The 15,988-nt window shown below is 70.3% G+C and carries 15 protein-coding genes, 1 tRNA gene and 1 riboswitch; of the genes, 6 read left to right on the forward strand and 10 right to left on the reverse strand.

Annotation, left to right across the window (positions count from 1 at the left end; genetic code table 11):
- Positions 1-228 precede the first annotated feature (228 nt).
- The gene (locus OHB41_RS18945) at positions 229-696 is read left to right on the forward strand and encodes a DUF2269 family protein (protein WP_266699413.1); all 468 of its coding nucleotides are present in this window, start codon (positions 229-231) and stop codon (positions 694-696) included.
- A gap of 160 nt (positions 697-856) precedes the next feature.
- Here OHB41_RS18945 and OHB41_RS18950 read toward each other — a convergent pair whose 3' ends face one another.
- From OHB41_RS18950 to OHB41_RS18960, 3 genes are all read right to left on the reverse strand, one after another.
- Complete coding sequence (locus tag OHB41_RS18950; RefSeq protein WP_266699414.1) at positions 857-1,336, reverse strand: hypothetical protein; 480 nt, start codon at positions 1,334-1,336, stop codon at positions 857-859.
- Positions 1,337-1,577: 241 nt separating this feature from the next.
- Positions 1,578-3,071 (reverse strand): MFS transporter, encoded by a 1,494-nt coding sequence (locus tag OHB41_RS18955; protein WP_266699415.1) that lies wholly within the window; start codon positions 3,069-3,071, stop codon positions 1,578-1,580.
- A 51-nt stretch (positions 3,072-3,122) separates the two neighbouring features.
- Positions 3,123-4,490, reverse strand: a complete 1,368-nt coding sequence (locus tag OHB41_RS18960; RefSeq protein WP_266699416.1) for a DUF445 domain-containing protein — start codon at positions 4,488-4,490, stop codon at positions 3,123-3,125.
- 242 nt (positions 4,491-4,732) lie between these two features.
- Here OHB41_RS18960 and OHB41_RS18965 point away from each other — a divergent pair, with 242 nt between their 5' ends.
- The gene (locus tag OHB41_RS18965) at positions 4,733-6,064 is read left to right on the forward strand and encodes an SGNH/GDSL hydrolase family protein (protein ID WP_266699417.1); all 1,332 of its coding nucleotides are present in this window, start codon (positions 4,733-4,735) and stop codon (positions 6,062-6,064) included.
- An 83-nt stretch (positions 6,065-6,147) separates the two neighbouring features.
- Here OHB41_RS18965 and OHB41_RS18970 read toward each other — a convergent pair whose 3' ends face one another.
- The 4 genes from OHB41_RS18970 to OHB41_RS18985 are packed head-to-tail and all read right to left on the reverse strand — an operon-like array spanning position 6,148 to position 9,784.
- A complete protein-coding gene (locus OHB41_RS18970; RefSeq protein ID WP_266699418.1) occupies positions 6,148-7,062 on the reverse strand; it encodes a DUF1707 SHOCT-like domain-containing protein in 915 nt (304 codons plus the stop codon).
- Positions 7,063-7,071: 9 nt separating this feature from the next.
- Positions 7,072-8,061 carry an ABC transporter ATP-binding protein gene (locus OHB41_RS18975; protein WP_266699419.1) on the reverse strand — a complete coding sequence of 330 codons (990 nt, stop codon included), beginning with the start codon at positions 8,059-8,061 and terminating at the stop codon, positions 7,072-7,074.
- A gap of 6 nt (positions 8,062-8,067) precedes the next feature.
- Complete coding sequence (locus OHB41_RS18980) at positions 8,068-8,967, reverse strand: ABC transporter permease (protein WP_266699420.1); 900 nt, start codon at positions 8,965-8,967, stop codon at positions 8,068-8,070.
- A 16-nt stretch (positions 8,968-8,983) separates the two neighbouring features.
- The gene (locus OHB41_RS18985) at positions 8,984-9,784 is read right to left on the reverse strand and encodes an ABC transporter permease (RefSeq protein ID WP_266699421.1); all 801 of its coding nucleotides are present in this window, start codon (positions 9,782-9,784) and stop codon (positions 8,984-8,986) included.
- 211 nt (positions 9,785-9,995) lie between these two features.
- Here OHB41_RS18985 and OHB41_RS18990 point away from each other — a divergent pair, with 211 nt between their 5' ends.
- Complete coding sequence (locus OHB41_RS18990; protein WP_266699422.1) at positions 9,996-12,707, forward strand: transglycosylase domain-containing protein; 2,712 nt, start codon at positions 9,996-9,998, stop codon at positions 12,705-12,707.
- A gap of 23 nt (positions 12,708-12,730) precedes the next feature.
- Here the strand turns inward: OHB41_RS18990 and sugE are convergent, their stop codons facing one another.
- From sugE to OHB41_RS19005, 3 genes are all read right to left on the reverse strand, one after another.
- On the reverse strand, positions 12,731-13,051 hold the full coding sequence (sugE, locus tag OHB41_RS18995) for a quaternary ammonium compound efflux SMR transporter SugE (protein WP_148008600.1): 321 nt from the start codon (positions 13,049-13,051) through the stop codon (positions 12,731-12,733).
- A 30-nt stretch (positions 13,052-13,081) separates the two neighbouring features.
- A riboswitch (guanidine-III (ykkC-III) riboswitch) is annotated at positions 13,082-13,146 on the reverse strand.
- A 52-nt stretch (positions 13,147-13,198) separates the two neighbouring features.
- A complete protein-coding gene (locus OHB41_RS19000; RefSeq protein ID WP_187285621.1) occupies positions 13,199-13,501 on the reverse strand; it encodes a GroES family chaperonin in 303 nt (100 codons plus the stop codon).
- 97 nt (positions 13,502-13,598) lie between these two features.
- Entirely contained in the window at positions 13,599-13,937 is a 339-nt protein-coding gene (locus OHB41_RS19005) for a DUF3618 domain-containing protein (RefSeq protein WP_266699423.1), read from the reverse strand.
- A 137-nt stretch (positions 13,938-14,074) separates the two neighbouring features.
- Here OHB41_RS19005 and bcp point away from each other — a divergent pair, with 137 nt between their 5' ends.
- The 3 genes from bcp to OHB41_RS19020 all read left to right on the forward strand — a co-directional run bounded on the left by bcp (position 14,075) and on the right by OHB41_RS19020 (position 15,946).
- On the forward strand, positions 14,075-14,542 hold the full coding sequence (gene bcp / locus OHB41_RS19010) for a thioredoxin-dependent thiol peroxidase (RefSeq protein WP_266699424.1): 468 nt from the start codon (positions 14,075-14,077) through the stop codon (positions 14,540-14,542).
- A gap of 336 nt (positions 14,543-14,878) precedes the next feature.
- Positions 14,879-15,808 (forward strand): HNH endonuclease signature motif containing protein, encoded by a 930-nt coding sequence (locus OHB41_RS19015; protein ID WP_266699425.1) that lies wholly within the window; start codon positions 14,879-14,881, stop codon positions 15,806-15,808.
- Between the two features lie 54 nt (positions 15,809-15,862).
- Positions 15,863-15,946 (forward strand) — tRNA-Leu (locus OHB41_RS19020).
- Positions 15,947-15,988: the final 42 nt, after the last annotated feature.

Genomic DNA, 15,988 nt, shown 5'->3' on the forward strand with positions numbered 1-15,988 from the left:
GGTTGGTCCCGTGGGGCGCCCTCGGCTCGTACGCAGACCATGGCCTCTCATGCCCTCCTATGGCCTCCTACGGCCGCGTAGGGCAGCCGTACGACCGCGTCGTACGGCTTCCGCACCACCGTGTACGACCCCTGCGGATCGGCGACGTGACATCCGCTGGCGGGAATCCGTCGTGCCCTGGCAAAAGTGCCACTTCTGCAAGATCCGTGCCGCCCATAGCGTCACCCCGTGACCAAGTTCCTTCTTGCTGTGCACGTCCTCGCCGCGATCGTCGCGATCGGGCCCGTCACCGTCGCCGCCAGCATGTTCCCGCCCGCCGCCCGTAAGGCGCTCTCCGAGCCGCGGGACGGTCAGGCCCGCTCCACCGTCCAACTGCTGCACCGCATCTGCCGGGTGTACGCGACGGTCGGCGTCGTCGTCCCCGTGTTCGGGTTCGCCACCGCCAGTGCCATGGGTGTCCTCGGCGACACCTGGCTGATCGTCTCCATCGCCCTGACGGCGGTCGCCGCGGCCGTGCTCGCGGCGCTGGTGCTGCCCCGGCAGACCGCGATCGTGGAGGGCATCTGGCACGACACCGGCACGGCGGGCCCCCGGGCGACGGTCCGGCTCGCCATGTTCACCGGCGTCTTCAACCTGCTCTGGGCCACCGTGACGATACTGATGATCATTCGTCCGGGGTCCACCACGGGTGCCTGAGGGCTGTCCCGTAATCCCCGGTGGATCAGCGCGCGGCGTCAGATGCGGTGCATCGCAAGGCGGAGGGTCGTCCTCATACTGGGCGTATCAGGGAGATCCGACAACGCGGCGAGGTGCCGTAGCTGTCGTCGTGCGCCCGCCGGGGATTACGGGACAGCCCTCAGCCGCAGGATCCGGCCCGACGGCCGGTGAGGAACGGTGTGTCGGCCTGTTCCTCCAGGTCCGCCCTGAACTGCCGTGCCACCGCCGTCGCGACCAGCACCCCCGCCGCGACGACCAGCGTGAAGGACGCCCACGCCAGTGGCCAGACCGCGGCGTCCGGTGGCTCCGGGTGGGCGTGGAAGGAGACGTACATCAGGGCGGCGGGCGGGGCCGCGACCAGCAGCAACGGCCAGGCCAGCGCGTCCCGGCGGCCGAAGTAGGCCGCCAGGAACAGCAGGGCCCCGCCGAGGAGCACGATGCCGAGGACGGTCACCGGGGTCGTCTCGGTGAGCGACCCGGGTGTCTCGGGACGGTTGCGCAGGTCCCACGGCAGGCAGAGGAGGTACGCCGCGCCGGAGAGGGCGGCGCCGAGCACGCGCGTCAGCCAGCGTTCCGGCCAGGGGCGCGTGCGCAGAGGGCTTAACAGCTTCTCGGTCATGCGTACGAGGGTTCCCGTGCCGGGGGCGGCCCGACAGAGTACGCGTACTCAGATCCTCGTAACTCGGCGGCCGATCCGATCGGATCAGATCCGATCACATCCTCGTGACTCGGCGGACCGATCAGGTTCTCGTATCCGGCGGGTCCGGCGCGCCGAATCCGCTCGGCGGACCTCCCCGGTTCGGTGGACAGAACCGGGGAGGCGGGCAGAACCGGGGGCGGCTCGTCGTCCGTGAAGCGGGTCAGGCCGTCTTCTGGGACGTGCCGGACGATGTCGTCGACAGCGGGGCGGCGATGTCCTCCAGGGAGCGCCCCTCGGCCTTCACCGCGAGGATCGCGGCCACCAGGCCCGCCGCGCACATCAGGGCCGCGCCGATCTGGAAGGCGAGCACCGTGTCGCCGACGACACCGGACGACGTGAGGTCGGCGAAGACCAGCGGTCCGCTGATACCGCCGGCGGCCGTTCCGAGGGCGTAGAAGAAGGCGATGGCCATCGCGCGGGTCTCCATCGGGAAGATCTCCGAGACCGTCAGATACGCGCTGGAGGCGCCCGCCGAAGCGAAGAACAGGACGACGCACCAGCACGCGGTGAGGGTCGCGGCGTTCAGTGAGCCCTGGCCGAAGAGCCACGCCGTGCCGAAGAGCAGCACGCCCGACAGCAGGTACGTGGAGGAGATCATCACCTTGCGGCCGACCGTGTCGAAGAGCTTGCCGAGCAGCAGCGGGCCGACGAAGTTGCCGGCCGCGATGACGGCGAAGTAGTAGCCGGTGCCGCCGGAGGGGACGTCGTAGAACGTGGTGAGGATGGCGCCGAAGCCGAAGGTGATCGCGTTGTAGAGGAAGGCCTGGCCGATGAAGAGGGAGAGGCCGAGCACGGCGCGTTTCGGATAGCGGCGGAAGACGGTCTGCGCGATGAGCCCGAAGCCGATGCTCTTGCGCTGCTCGATGGTGATCTCGCCCTCCGCGCGCGGCAGCGGCCTGCCCTTCTCCCGCTCGATGTCCCGCTCGACGGAGCTGACCAGCTCGTCCGCGTCCTCGCCGCGACCGTGGATGAACTGCCACCGCGGGCTCTCCGGCACATGCCGCCTGACCAGCAGGACCACCAGTCCGAGGACCACTCCGAGGGCGAAGGTGAGCCGCCAGCCGACGTCCTTGGGGAAGATGTCCGTGTTCAGCATGACGATGGACAGCAGCGCGCCGCCGACCGCGCCGAGCCAGTAACTGCCATTGATGATCAGGTCGACGCGGCCCCGGAACTTCGCGGGGATGAGCTCGTCGATCGCCGAGTTGATGGCCGCGTACTCGCCGCCGATACCGAAGCCGGTGAGGAAGCGGAAGGTGAAGAACCACCAGGCGTCGAAGGAGAGCGCGGTCATCGCGGTCGCCGCGAGGTAGACGACGAGCGTCACCATGAAGAGCTTCTTGCGGCCGTAACGGTCGGTCAGCCAGCCGAAGAAGAGGGCTCCCGCGCAGGCTCCCGCGACATAGAGCGCCGCGGCGACGCCGGTGACCTGGGCCGAGGAGATGGACAGGCCGCTGCCGTCCTCGGAGAGCCGGCTCGCGATGTTGCCGACCGTGGTGACTTCCAGACCGTCCAGGATCCAGACGGTTCCCAGACCGATCACGATCATCCAGTGCCACCGGGACCAGGGGAGCCGGTCGAGGCGGGAGGGGACACTCGTGGTGATGGTTCCCATGGAAGCGGGCACGGAGGCCGGCGGGGCTGGTGGGGTCATGGCTCCCTCTCCGTTCGACGAACCCTGACCGGATTCCCCGCCGCGGGGTGGTTACGCCCCCAGCGCTCGCGACACCACGTAGATCAGCAGTCCGGCCAGTGATCCCACCACCGTGCCATTGATCCGGATGAACTGCAGGTCACGGCCGATGTGCGCCTCGATCTTCCGCGTCGTGTGCTCGGCGTCCCAGCCGGCGACCGTGTCCGTGATCAGGGAGGTGATCTCCTTGCGGTAGGTCGTCACCACGTACACGGCGGCACCCTCGACCCACCGGTCGACCTTGGCCTGGAGCTTGGGTTCGGTGGCCATACGGGTGCCCAGCGAGAGCAGCGAGGCCCGCACCCGCAGACGCAGCTCGCTGCGCTCGTCCTCCGCGGCGGAAACGATCATGGATCGTACGGCCGTCCAGGCGGATGCGATCAGGTCCTGGACCTCGCCGCGGCCGAGCACCTCGCCCTTGAGGCGCTCCACCCGGGCGCGGGTGTCGGTGTCGGACTGGAGGTCGGCGGCGAAGTCGCCGAGGAAGCGGTCGAGGGCGCCGCGCGCCGGGTGGGACGGGGCGTCGCGCATCTCGGTGACGAAGCGCAGCAGTTCCTTGTAGACCCGCTCGCCGACCTTCTTGTCGACGAAACGCGGGGTCCAGCCGGGCGCGCCGCCCTGCACGGCGTCCATGACCTGCTCGTCGTGGAGCACCAGCCAGTCGTGGGCGCGGGCGCAGATCAGGTCCACGACCCGCTTGTGACCGCCGTCCGCGACGATCTTCTCCAGCATCTTCCCTATGCCGGGCGCGATCTCCTGGGCGTCGGCGCGGCGTGTGATGGCCTCGCCGACCACCGCCTGCACGTCGGAGTCGCGCAGGACGGTCAGTGCTCCCCTGAGGGCGGTGGCCAGCTCGGCCGTGACCCGGTCCGCGTGCTCCGGTTCGGCGAGCCAGACCCCCAGCCTGCCGGCGATGCCGACGGCGCGCAGGCGCTGGCGTACGACCTCCCCGGAGAGGAAGTTCTCGCCGACGAACTCGCCGAGCGACACGCCCAGCTGGTCCTTCTTGGTGGGGATGATCGCGGTGTGCGGGATGGGCAGGCCGAGCGGATGGCGGAAGAGGGCCGTGACCGCGAACCAGTCGGCGAGCGCGCCGACCATGCCGGCCTCGGCGGCCGCGGCGACATATCCGGCCCAGGGGCCCGCACCCTCCTGCGAGGCCCACTTGGCGAGGACGTACACCAGTGCGACCAGGAGGAGCAGGCCGGTCGCCGTCGCCTTCATCCGGCGGACGCCGCGCTGCTTCTCCTCGTCGGCGGGGCTGAAGGAGGCCATCGTGCGGTTCGCCGGGCCGGGCGCCGTCGCCGCGCGGTGCGTGGTGCCGCCCGGCCCGGCGCTCCGCCCCTCGGTATCCGCTGCTTCCGGTTCTGTGCGTTCCATTCGCTCCACCCGTTCGCCGACCCCGTCCGAGGCCTCGTACCCATTGTCCCTTCCTGACCGACTCCTGGAACGGAACAGGAGTTCCCGGCGTCTTGTTCGGATGGGAAGAACTCAGGGAGATCTCCGGGACGCCTCAGGGTCGTCCCGGAAGGGGCCCTGTCCTTCTCCGTCTACCCCATGACGCATCATGGGACATCACATCGGAGCCTCGGGCTCCCCTCGCCCGAGGAGACACGCACCGCATGACCAAGCGTCACGGTTATGCCCTGCTGGCCGCGATCGTCGCCGTGATCGTGGTCATATCCGCAGCCATATACGTGGGCGCCGCGGCCGACGACGAAAGCGGCACCGGCAACGCCCTCGCCGGCGCCCCCGGCCCGCACAACTCCGCGGCCCCCGCCTCCGTGGGCACCTGGGTCGGCGCCTGGTCGGCCTCACCCGGCGGAGCCGAACCCGGCACCGAGGCGAGCGGCATGGCCGGCCGCTCCGTGCGCAACGTCGTGCACGTGGGCGTCGGCGGCACCAACGCCCGCATCACCCTCTCCAACCTCTACGGACAGCAGCCGCTGCGCATCACGCACGCCTCGATCGCGGTCGCCGCGGGCGAGAACGACGCGGCGGCGGCGGCCGGGACCATGAGCCGCCTCACCTTCGCCGGCAGCACCGCGGTGGTAGTCCCGGCGGGGCAGCAGGTGATGAGCGACGGCGTGCGGATCCCCATTCCGCGCGACACCGACGTCCTCGTGACCACGTACTCCCCCACCCCGTCCGGACCGGTCACCTATCACCAGCACGCGCGGCAGATCTCGTACGTCGCCGAGGGCGACCGCACCGAGGACCCGGCCGGTACCGCGTACACCGAACAGACCCCGTACTGGCGCTATCTGACCGCCCTCGACGTACTGAGCAACGAGTCGGCGGGCACCGTCGTCGCCCTGGGGGACTCGCTCACCGACGGCATCACTTCCACGACGGGCGCCAACCACCGCTGGACGGACGTCCTTTCGGAGCGGCTGCGCGCCGCGGCCGGTTCCGGGGACGTGCCGCGCTACAGCGTCGTCAATCAGGGCATCAGCGGCAACCGCGTCCTGGCCGACGGTCTCGGGCGGCCCGCCGACAACCCGAGCGGCCTCAACCGTTTCCGGCGCGACGTGCTCGACCGCACGAACGTCAAGGCCGTCGTCATCGACCTCGGCGTCAACGACATCCTGCGCAACCCGTACCGGGTCGACCCGCGCACGATCACCGACGGACTGCGCCGGCTGGTCCAGCAGGCGCACGCCCGGGGACTGCGCGTCGTCGGCGCGACCCTGATGCCCTTCGGCGGCCACCGCGGCTACACGAGCGGCCGCGACGCGGTGCGCCGGGCCGTCAACGAGGAGATCCGCGCGGGCCTCGTGTACGACGCCGTCGTCGACTTCGACAAGGCGGTGCGCGACCCGTACGACCCGCGCAGGCTCCGCTCCGACTACGACTCGGGAGACCACCTCCACCCGAGCGACAAGGGGTACGAGCGGATGGCGGAGGTCTTCGACCTGGACGACCTGAAGGGGTCGGCCCCGGCGGAGCTGTAGCGGGGGCCGACCGGGTCCGGACGTCGCGCCGCCGGCGGCTGCGCACCGCTCGGGACGTCGCGGTGACGGCGGCGGCGCTCCGCTCAGAAGTCGCGGTGGCGGCGGTGGCGTTCCTCGCGGCGGGCCTCGTGGCGCTCGCGGCGCTCGGCGTGCCTCTGCCGGCGTTCCTCGTGGCGCTCTCGGATCAGGTCCCGGGCCTCCTCGAGCGCCTCGAGATGGGCGTCGTACACGTCGTCGAGGCGGCCGCGCGAGCCGCCCTCCAGCGCCCCTCGGCCGGCCTTGCGCTCCAGCTTCTCCTGGCGGCGCTCCTCCCTCAGGCGCTGCCGCTCGGCGCGGGTGATCTTCCGCTCCACGCCGACTCCGCCCCAGAACGCGAAGCCCGTGACGATCACGCGCGGGGCCCCGGGGTCGCCCGGCCGGCCCTCCTCACGGTGGTCGAAGCCGCCCATGATGCCGATGCCGCGCACGACGACCTCCACGCCGGGCGGCACCACGACGTTCACACCGCCCATGACCGCGACGCAGTTGATGACGACCTCACGGTCGGCGAAGTTCGCCTCGCGCAGATCGATCTCGCCGCCGCCCATGAAGGCGAAGGAGCTGAAGCGCCGCGGCACGGTCCACCGGCCCTTACGCTCGAACCCGGACAGGATCGCGACCCCCCACGCGGACGATCCCTCCCCGCCGACGATCCGCGAGGCCCAACTCCCGCTCTCGGCGGGCTCTTTGACCATGTTCACCGGAGTCGCGGCGGCCGGACCCGGCAGATCGTGGGTGAGCGGCGCCAGGTCCCGGTAGGTACGGGCCTTGAACGTCGCCTCCAGCCGCTCCTCGAACTCCTCCATGTCGAGGCGCCCCTCCGCGAGGGCGTCCCTGAGCTTTTCGGCGACCCGTTCACGATCGGCATCGGAGGCTCGCAACTCCGGGCCCGCGGGTTCGGGAGCCCGCGGCACCGGGCGCTGGTCGTCGCTTCCCCGGGAAGGCACATCCTCGGTCATGGGGCCAGCCTACGAGAGAGCCTTCTCCTCGTACATGCGGCTGATGACCGCCTCGATGTCCGGCTCCCGCACCGAGAGGTCCACCAGGGGGTACTCGGCCGCGATCCGCGCCACCAGCTCGGCCGCCGACGCCGACGCGGGGAAGGCCAGCCACTGCCGGGGCCCCTCCACCTTCACCACCCGCGCCGACGCCACCTCGACGGGCGGCAGTTCCCGCTCCAGGTCCACCACGAGGGTCCGCTCGCTCGCCCCCACCTCGTGCAGCCCGGTCAGCGGCCCGTCGTACATCAGCCGCCCGTGGTCGATGACCATCACCCGTCGGCACAACTGCTCGATGTCGGTGAGGTCGTGCGTGGTGAGCAGCACCGTCGTGCCGCGCTCGGCGTTCAGGTCGCGCAGGAACGAGCGGACCTTGGCCTTGCTGATCACGTCCAGGCCGATCGTCGGCTCGTCGAGATAGAGGACCTCGGGGTCGTGCAGCAGCGCCGCCGCGATGTCCCCGCGCATCCGCTGGCCGAGGGACAGCTGCCGGACCGGTACGTCCAACAGCTCGCCCAGTTGCAGGAGTTCGACGCAGCGGTCGAGGTTCTCGCGGTAACGGGCGTCCGGAATACGGTACATGCGGTGCATCAGCCGGTAGGAGTCGATCAGCGGGAGGTCCCACCACAGCGTCGTGCGCTGCCCGAAGACGACCCCGATGCGCCGCGCGAGCCGGGTCCGCTCCCGTGACGGGTCGATGCCCGCGACCCGCAGCCGGCCGCCGCTCGGTGTGAGGATCCCGGTCAGCATCTTGATGGTGGTGGACTTTCCGGCGCCGTTCGGCCCGATGTAGCCGACCATCTCGCCGCGCGGCACGGTGAAGGAGAGGGAGTCCACCGCCCGCACCTGACGGCGCTCACTGCGCAGGAAGCCGGTCTTCTTGCGCACGTCGAAGACCTTCTCGACGCGGTCGAGTTCGATGAAGGCGTCAACCGGGTCCGCGACCAGGTCTGTTGTCATGTCGGTTCAGCTCCCCGTGCTGCGATAGGAACGAAGTCCCGCCCGCCAGGCGGCTCCCGCCAGCACGCAGCAGCCCGCCGCGACCAGTGGTGGCGCGAAGGCGACCCAGGCCGGCAGGTCGAGCGGATAGGGCCGCCCGAGGACGTAGAGGGCGGGCAGCCAGTTCACGAAGGCGAGCGGAAGCACGAAGGTCACGCCGCGCACCAGGTCCTTGGCGAAGACGGTCGGCGGGTACTGCAGGAGCGTACTGCCGCCGTACGTGAAGGAGTTCTGCACCTCGGAGGCGTCCTGCGCGACGAACTGGAAGGCCGCGCCGGCCACGAAGACGGCCGAGAAGATCGCGGCGCCGCTCAGCACCATCAGCGGGACCAGGAGCAGCTTCAGCGGCGTCCAGGTGATGTCGAGTGCGGTGACCGCGTACCCGAAGACCAGCAGTCCCTGGGTGATCCGGCCGAGCCGGCGCAGCGCGAAACGGTCCGCGGCGACCTGCGCGAGCACGGGCACGGGCCGCACGAGCAGCGTGTCGAGCGTGCCGTCGCGCACCCGGCGCCCGAGCCGGTCCATGGAGCCGAGCGCGAGATCCGTGAGCCCGAACGCGGTGGCCGAGACCCCGTACAGGAAGGCGACCTCGGGCAGGCTGTAGCCGCCGAGCCGGTCGATCTGCGAGTACATCAGCAGGATCGCGACGAAGTCGAGACCGGTCGCCGCGAAGTTGCCGAAGGTGGTCATCGCGAAGGACGCGCGGTAGGCCATCGTGGAGCGGATCCACATGGCGGCGATCATGCGGTAGGCGCGCAGTCCGTCACTTAGCCGGGTGTACGTCCTCTGCCGGGCCCACGGGTCCACGGCCGTCCGGGACCGCCCGTCCGCCGGACCGTCAACCGGACCGTCCGTCGAGCTGTCCATCGGGCTGTCCATCGGGCTAGCCACCCTGCACCACCACCCTTCGCGTCGCCGCCGACTGGAGGAGCCGTCCGAGCGCCAGCAGCCCGACCGCCCAGGCCGCCTGGAACGCGTACGTGCCGAGGGGGTCCGCCGTGCCGAGCAGCACGTCGACGGGCGCCTGGATCAGGGACGACCAGGGGAGGGCGCGCACCACCTCGCCCAGCACGCCCGGGAAGACGTTCAGCGGCAGCAGCATCCCCGAGCAGAAAACGCCCGCGATCATGGACATCTGTGCCGTGCCCGCCCCGTCCAGGAGCCAGAAGGCGGACAGGGCGACGAGATAACGGATGGAGAAGCTGACCAGCACCCCGAGGGCCACCGCGACCAGGAACGCCAGCCAGGTCAGCGGGTCGGTGGGCAGCGCGAGCTCGAAGCAGAGCGCGCCGAACGCCAGCGGGACCACGCCGCGCCCCAGCAGATGGAACAGCGCCCGGCCCGCGTCCTGGGCCAGCCACCACAGCTGGAGGTCGGCGGGACGGTAGAGGTCGATCGCGATGTCACCCGTACGGATACGCTCCAGGAGTTCGTCCTCGAAGCCGCCGCCCATGGTGGCGACCACCATGAGCAGCGCCTGGGACAGCCACACGTAGGAGAGCGCCTGCGCCTGGTCGTAGCCGCCGAGGTGCGGTTTCTCGTCCCACAGCGCTGTCATGATGTACGCCAGGATGAGCCCGAAGACGGTGTTCGTGAACACACCGGCGGCCGTCGCCGTCCGGTAGGTGGCGTAGCGCCGGAACCCGCCCAGGGCGACGGCCGTGTACAACCGCCCTGTCCCCACGAGGTTGTCCTCCTTGCGCCGGGAAAGCCGTTTTCGGCCGAAGCGCAGGAGCCTAGCCCCACGGCGGCGCTCGCTGCCAGGCATTTTCCGGCACGACACGTGCCGGAATCCGGGAACGGAACGCTTGGTGCGACAGTCTTCAAGAGGGGGCGCACAAGGCGTATGAGGTCGTACGGGTGCGTACGACGTGAAACAGGAGTCCGGCAAACAGATGAGCGACAAGCCGCAGCCGCAACAGGACGACCAGGGCTGGGCACCCAGGGAGCCCGAGCCGGCTGCCCAGGCGGCACCGGCCGGACCCGGTGAGCCGGGGAAGGCGCCCGGAACGCCGGGGGACCCGGAGAAGCCGGAGCAGCCGGAGAAGCCGGAGCAGCCGGGGAAGCCGGAGGAACGCGCGACGCCGGAAGAGCCGGGAGAACCGGAAGAGCCGGAGCAGCCCGGGCAGCCGGAGGAACGCGCGACGCCGCAGGAGCCCCGGAAGCCGGAAGGAACCGGAAGGCCGGAAGAGCCCGGGAAGCCGCGGGAAGGCGCGACACCGCAGGGACCCGCGACACCGGAACAACGCGCGACGCCTCAGGAACCCGGGAAGCCGGGGAAGAAACCGAGGCGGAAGCGTACCGGCTGGGGACGGCTCATCCCCACCTGGCGAGTGGTCCTCGGCACGTTCATCGGCCTCGTCCTGCTCGTGGTCGGTCTCTTCGCGCTCGGCTACTACCTCGTCAAGATCCCGTCCGCGAACGCCGCCGCGACCAAGCAGAGCAACGTCTACCTCTACGCGGACGGCAGCCAGCTCGCCCGCGACGGAGAGGTCAACCGCGAGAACGTGTCGCTCGCGCAGATCGCGAAGGACGCCCAGCACGCGGCGCTCGCCGCCGAGGACCGGGACTTCTACACCGAGTCCGCCATCGACCCCAAGGCGATGATCCGCGCCGGCTGGAACACCGCCACCGGCAAGGGCAGGCAGTCCGGCTCCACGATCACCCAGCAGTACGTGAAGAACTACTACCTGGGCCAGGAGCAGACGGCCACCCGGAAGGTGAAGGAGTTCTTCATCTCCATCAAGCTCGACCGCCAGCAGAGCAAGTCCGACATCCTCGAGGGCTACCTCAACACCAGCTACTACGGCCGCAACGCGTACGGCATCCAGGCCGCCGCCCAGGCCTACTACGGCGTCGACGCCCAGGACCTGACGGTCGGCCAGGGCGCCTACCTCGCCGCGCTCCTGAACGCGCCGAGCGAGTACGACGTGATCGCGCACCCCGAGAACAAGGCCGCGGCCCTGGCCCGCTGGAACTACGTCCTCGACGGCATGGTCAAGAAGCAGTGGCTCACCCCGGCGGCACGCGGCAAGGTCACCTTCCCCGAACCCAAGCAGTCGGTGATCGCCACCGGCATGTCGGGGCAGCGCGGCTACCTCGTCAAGGCCGTGAACGACTACCTCGTCGAAAACAAGATCATCGACGAGGACACCCTGCAGACCGGCGGCTACCGCATCACCACCACCCTGCAGAGGCCCAAGCAGGACGCCTTCGTCAAGGCCGTCGACGACCAGGTGATGAACCACCTCGACAAGAAGGGCCGCAAGGTCGACCGCTACGTCCGCGCCGGCGGCGTCTCCATCGACCCGGCCACCGGCAAGGTCGTCGCCATGTACGGCGGCATCGACTACACCAAGCAGTACGTGAACAACGCCACGCGCCGTGACTACCAGGTCGGCTCGACCTTCAAGCCGTTCGTGTTCACCTCCGCCGTGCAGAACGACTCACGGACCGAGGACGGCCGCACGATCACCCCGAACACCTTCTACGACGGCACGGACAAGCGTCCCGTGCAGGGCTGGAACGGCGGCCCCTACGCACCCGAGAACGAGGACAACGTCTCCTACGGGCCCATCACCGTGCGCACCGCCACCGACAAGTCGGTCAACGCCGTGTACGCGCAGATGGCCGTGGACGTCGGCCCGACCAAGGTCAAGGAGACCGCCGTCGACCTCGGCATCCCCGCCGACACCCCGGACCTCACCGCCACCCCCTCCATCGCGCTCGGCCCGTCCACCGCCAGCGTCCTCGACATGGCGCAGGCGTACGCGACACTCGCCAACCACGGCAAGCACGGCACGTACACGCTCGTCGACAAGATCACCAAAGAGGGCGCGGAGGACGTGCACCTGCCCGAGCAGGCCACGAAGGAGGCGGTGACCCGGCAGGCCGCCGACACCACCACCTCCGTCCTGCAGAGCGTCGTCGAGGGCGGCACCGGCACGGCCGCGCAGGCCGCCGGACGGCCCGCCGCGGGCAAGACCGGAACGGCGGAGGAGGACCAGGCAGCCTGGTTCGCGGGCTACACCCCCGACCTCGCCACCGTCGTCGCCGTCATGGGCCAGGACCCCGACACCGGCGTCCACAAGTCCCTGTACGGCGCGCTCGGCCAGGCCCGGATCAACGGCGGCGGCTACCCGGCACAGATCTGGGCGCAGTACACGAAGTCCGCGCTCAAGGGCACCAGCCCGAGCGACTTCGACCTGCGGCTCCAGCCGGGCGCCGAGGAACAGCAGCTCCCGAGCACCGGACCCACCGACCAGTCCCCCGGCACCGGCGACCAGGACAACGGCGGCGCCGCGACCGGCGGCCAGGACACCCAGAGCCCGCCGCCCGGGGACAACGGCGGCCAGACCCAGGGCCAGACGGACGCCGGCACCACGGACGGGGGCGGCACCACCGACGGATCGACCACCGACGGCACCACCGACGGCGGCACCACCGACGGATCGACGACCGACGGCACCACCGACGGCGGCACCACTACGGACGGGGGCGCCACCGACGGCGGCACCCCGGGCAACGGGGGCGCCACCGACGGCGGGACGACGGGCACGACCACCGGGGTGGGACCGCTGACCGGGCTCACCCAGAGAAGGCAGTAGCCGCGGGCGCGGATCGCGACGGGTCAGTGGCCGGAGGTGACCTTCAGACCGACCACGGCCACCAGCAGCAGACAGACGAAGAAGATCCGGGCGGCGGTCGCCGGCTCACCGAGCACGACCATGCCGAGCACCGCCGCACCGGCCGCGCCGATCCCCACCCACACGCCGTACGCCGTGCCGATGGGCAGTGACTTCGCCGCGTACGACAGCAGCACCATGCTCGCGACGACACCCGCGCCCGTGAGCACGCTCGGCACCAGCCGCGTGAAACCGTCCGTGTACTTCATCCCGATCGACCAGCCGACCTCCAGAAGGCCGGCGACGAGCAGCAGGATCCAGGCCATGACAGGCACCTCCGTCAGTGGGGCAACAGGGGTGCGTCGTCTTTGCGGGATCCCGGTACGGCGCGTCTCGTCGGGTGTCCCCACGGTAGCAAAGCACAGGCAAAAGGGGCTGGTGACCACGGTCACCAGCCCCTTTCGGACCGCGGACTACAGGTAGAGGCCCGTCGAGTCCTCGGAACCCTCGAACCGGTCGGCGGCCACCGCGTGCAGATCCCGCTCGCGCATCAGCACGTACGCGATCCCGCGCACCTCGACCTCGGCCCGGTCCTCCGGGTCGTACAGCACACGGTCGCCCGGCTCCACCGTCCGCACGTTCTGCCCCACCGCGACGACCTCGGCCCAGGCGAGCCGCCGGCCCACGGCCGCCGTCGCGGGGATGAGGATGCCGCCGCCGGAACGCCGCTCGCCCTCGGCGGCGTCCTGCCGCACCAGCACACGGTCGTGCAGCATGCGGATGGGCAACTTGTCCTGGTGGGTGTTCTGCTTGTCCTGATTGGCGCTCACGCCCCGAACCTACCTGCCTTTGAGCCGTCCGTACGCAGCCGGGTCAGCGCTTGCGGCGCCGCGAGCCCACGGCGAGCAGTCCCACCACGCCCACCACCACCAGCGCCACGGGCACGATCCGCTCCAGCCTCGGCGCGCCCTCCTCGGTCACCAGCCGGCCCTTCACATCGCCGACGACGCGGTGGACACCCACGTACGCCCGCCCGAGGGTGTGATCGACGTTCGCGACGACCTTGGCCTTCGCGTCCCCGACGATCGTCTTCGGGTGCACCCGCACACCGATCTCGTCCAGCGTCTCCGCCAGGGTTTCACGGCGGCGCTTGATGTCCGCCTCGATCTGCGCCGGAGTCCTGGTATCCGGCGTTCTCGACGTATCCGACACCGCGCTGCCTCCGTGGTCGATTCTCGAACTCTGTGCCGTCGACAGTCTGTCAGCTCACGCTGCGCCTCACCCCTCGGCACCCCCTATTACGCTCAACCCGTAGTTCCGTAACCATCCCCCGGCCACGTGAGGTACCGATGAGCGAGCGACTCCAGCCCGGCGACACCGCCCCCGCCTTCACCCTGCCCGACGCCGACGGCAACGAGGTCTCCCTCGCCGACCACAGGGGCCGCAAGGTCATCGTCTACTTCTACCCGGCCGCCCTGACCCCCGGCTGCACGAAGCAGGCCTGCGACTTCACGGACAACCTCGACCTGCTGGCGGGCGCGGGCTACGACGTCATCGGCGTCTCCCCCGACAAGCCCGCGAAGCTCGCCAAGTTCCGCGAGCAGGAGTCCCTGAAGGTCACCCTGGTCGGCGACCCCGACAAGACCGTCCTGGAGGCGTACGGCGCCTTCGGCGAGAAGAAGCTGTACGGCAAGACGGTCGTCGGCGTCATCCGCTCCACGATCGTGGTGGACGAGGAGGGCAAGGTCGAGCGCGCGCTGTACAACGTCAAGGCGACGGGGCACGTCGCGAAGATCATCAAGGATCTGGAGATCTGAGGCCGCCCGGTCCTCCGGAAGGGATCCGCACGCCGGGAGGCAGGTCCGCCCGCTGCGGCACCGACCTGCCTCCCCACCGCTGACACCCCGCACCGCGCCTCGTCCGCGGGCCGGCCTTCACCGGCCCCGGACATCGGGCGTGACCGTCCGATAAGCGGTTCGTTACTCCGTACGAGGTCGCGAACAGGCGATCGGGGCGGAGGGGTGAAGAGTATGGGGAACGCACCGGCACCCGAAGGCGGGACAGCACGCGGAGGTGAGACCCCGTCGTCGGATCCCCTCGCAAGGGAGCGGCTCGCACGGGTCGTCGCGGAGGCCCGCAATTGGACGGACCTGATGCGGCGGCTCGGTTGCGAGCCCAGCGGCGGCCGGCGACGCGTGCTCCAGGAGAAGGTGGTCGCGTACGGAGTGGACACCAGCCACTTCGTCAAGCGCACCCCGTGGCGGAAGTATCCCGACACCGCCGTCGCCGAGGCCGCCGCTTCCTCCTCGTCGCTGCGCGAAGTGGCACTCAAGCTGGGCGCGACCCCGGCGACGGGAACTCTGTCCCACCTCCGTCGCCGGATCACAGCGGCGGGCATCGACATCGGCCACTTCCCCGGCATCAAGCGCTCCGAGCATGAACTTTCCTTCACCACCGAGGAGTTGAAAGAAGCGGCCGCCGCGGCGAACAGCGTCCGCGGCGTGGCGCGCTCACTCGGCGTGCCGGACGACAGCCGCTCACGCGCCGCGCTGGCACACATGCTGCGCACGAGGGGCGTTGACATCGAGCACTTCTCCCACCGGCGCCTCTCGATCCCCGAGGACCGGCTTCGCAGCCTCGTGGAACACTGCACCAGCTATGCCGACGTCATGCGTGGTCTTGGGCTGGAGGTCAACGACACCAATCACAGACGAGTCCGGCGCGCGGTAACCCGCATCGGTCTCAAGACAAGCCACTTCAGGCGTCGGAGCTGGGGGCGGCCCGCGGACCCCGCACCTGCGGAGAGAGCGAGCAAGGTGCTGGTCGTCCTGCCGGAGCGCGCTGGCCGGACCAACAGGACTCAGCTCCATCGGACGCTGACCGAGATCGGGGTGCCGTACCTGTGTGTGGCATGTGGCAACACCGGTGAGTGGCTGGGCCGGCCCATCACCTTGCAGATCGACCACGTCGACGGGAACTGGCGGGACAACCGCAGGGCGAATCTGCGCTACTTGTGCCCGAACTGCCACGCGATGACGAGCACCTGGTGCAGGGGACGCGCCCGAAGCCGGAAATCGGCGTGAGACAAAACCGCCGCTCATCGACAAGCTCGCGGCCGGTACGATGGCAGGCGGTTGGCGGCGGTGGCGCAATGGCGACGCAGCAGACTTAGGATCTGTGGCCCGTGAAACGGCTTGAGGGTTCGAATCCCTTCCGCCGCACCCCATACGGCCTGCGAATCGAAAGATCCGCAGGCCGTATTC

The organism is Streptomyces sp. NBC_01571 (assembly GCF_026339875.1).
GTDB lineage: Bacteria > Actinomycetota > Actinomycetes > Streptomycetales > Streptomycetaceae > Streptomyces.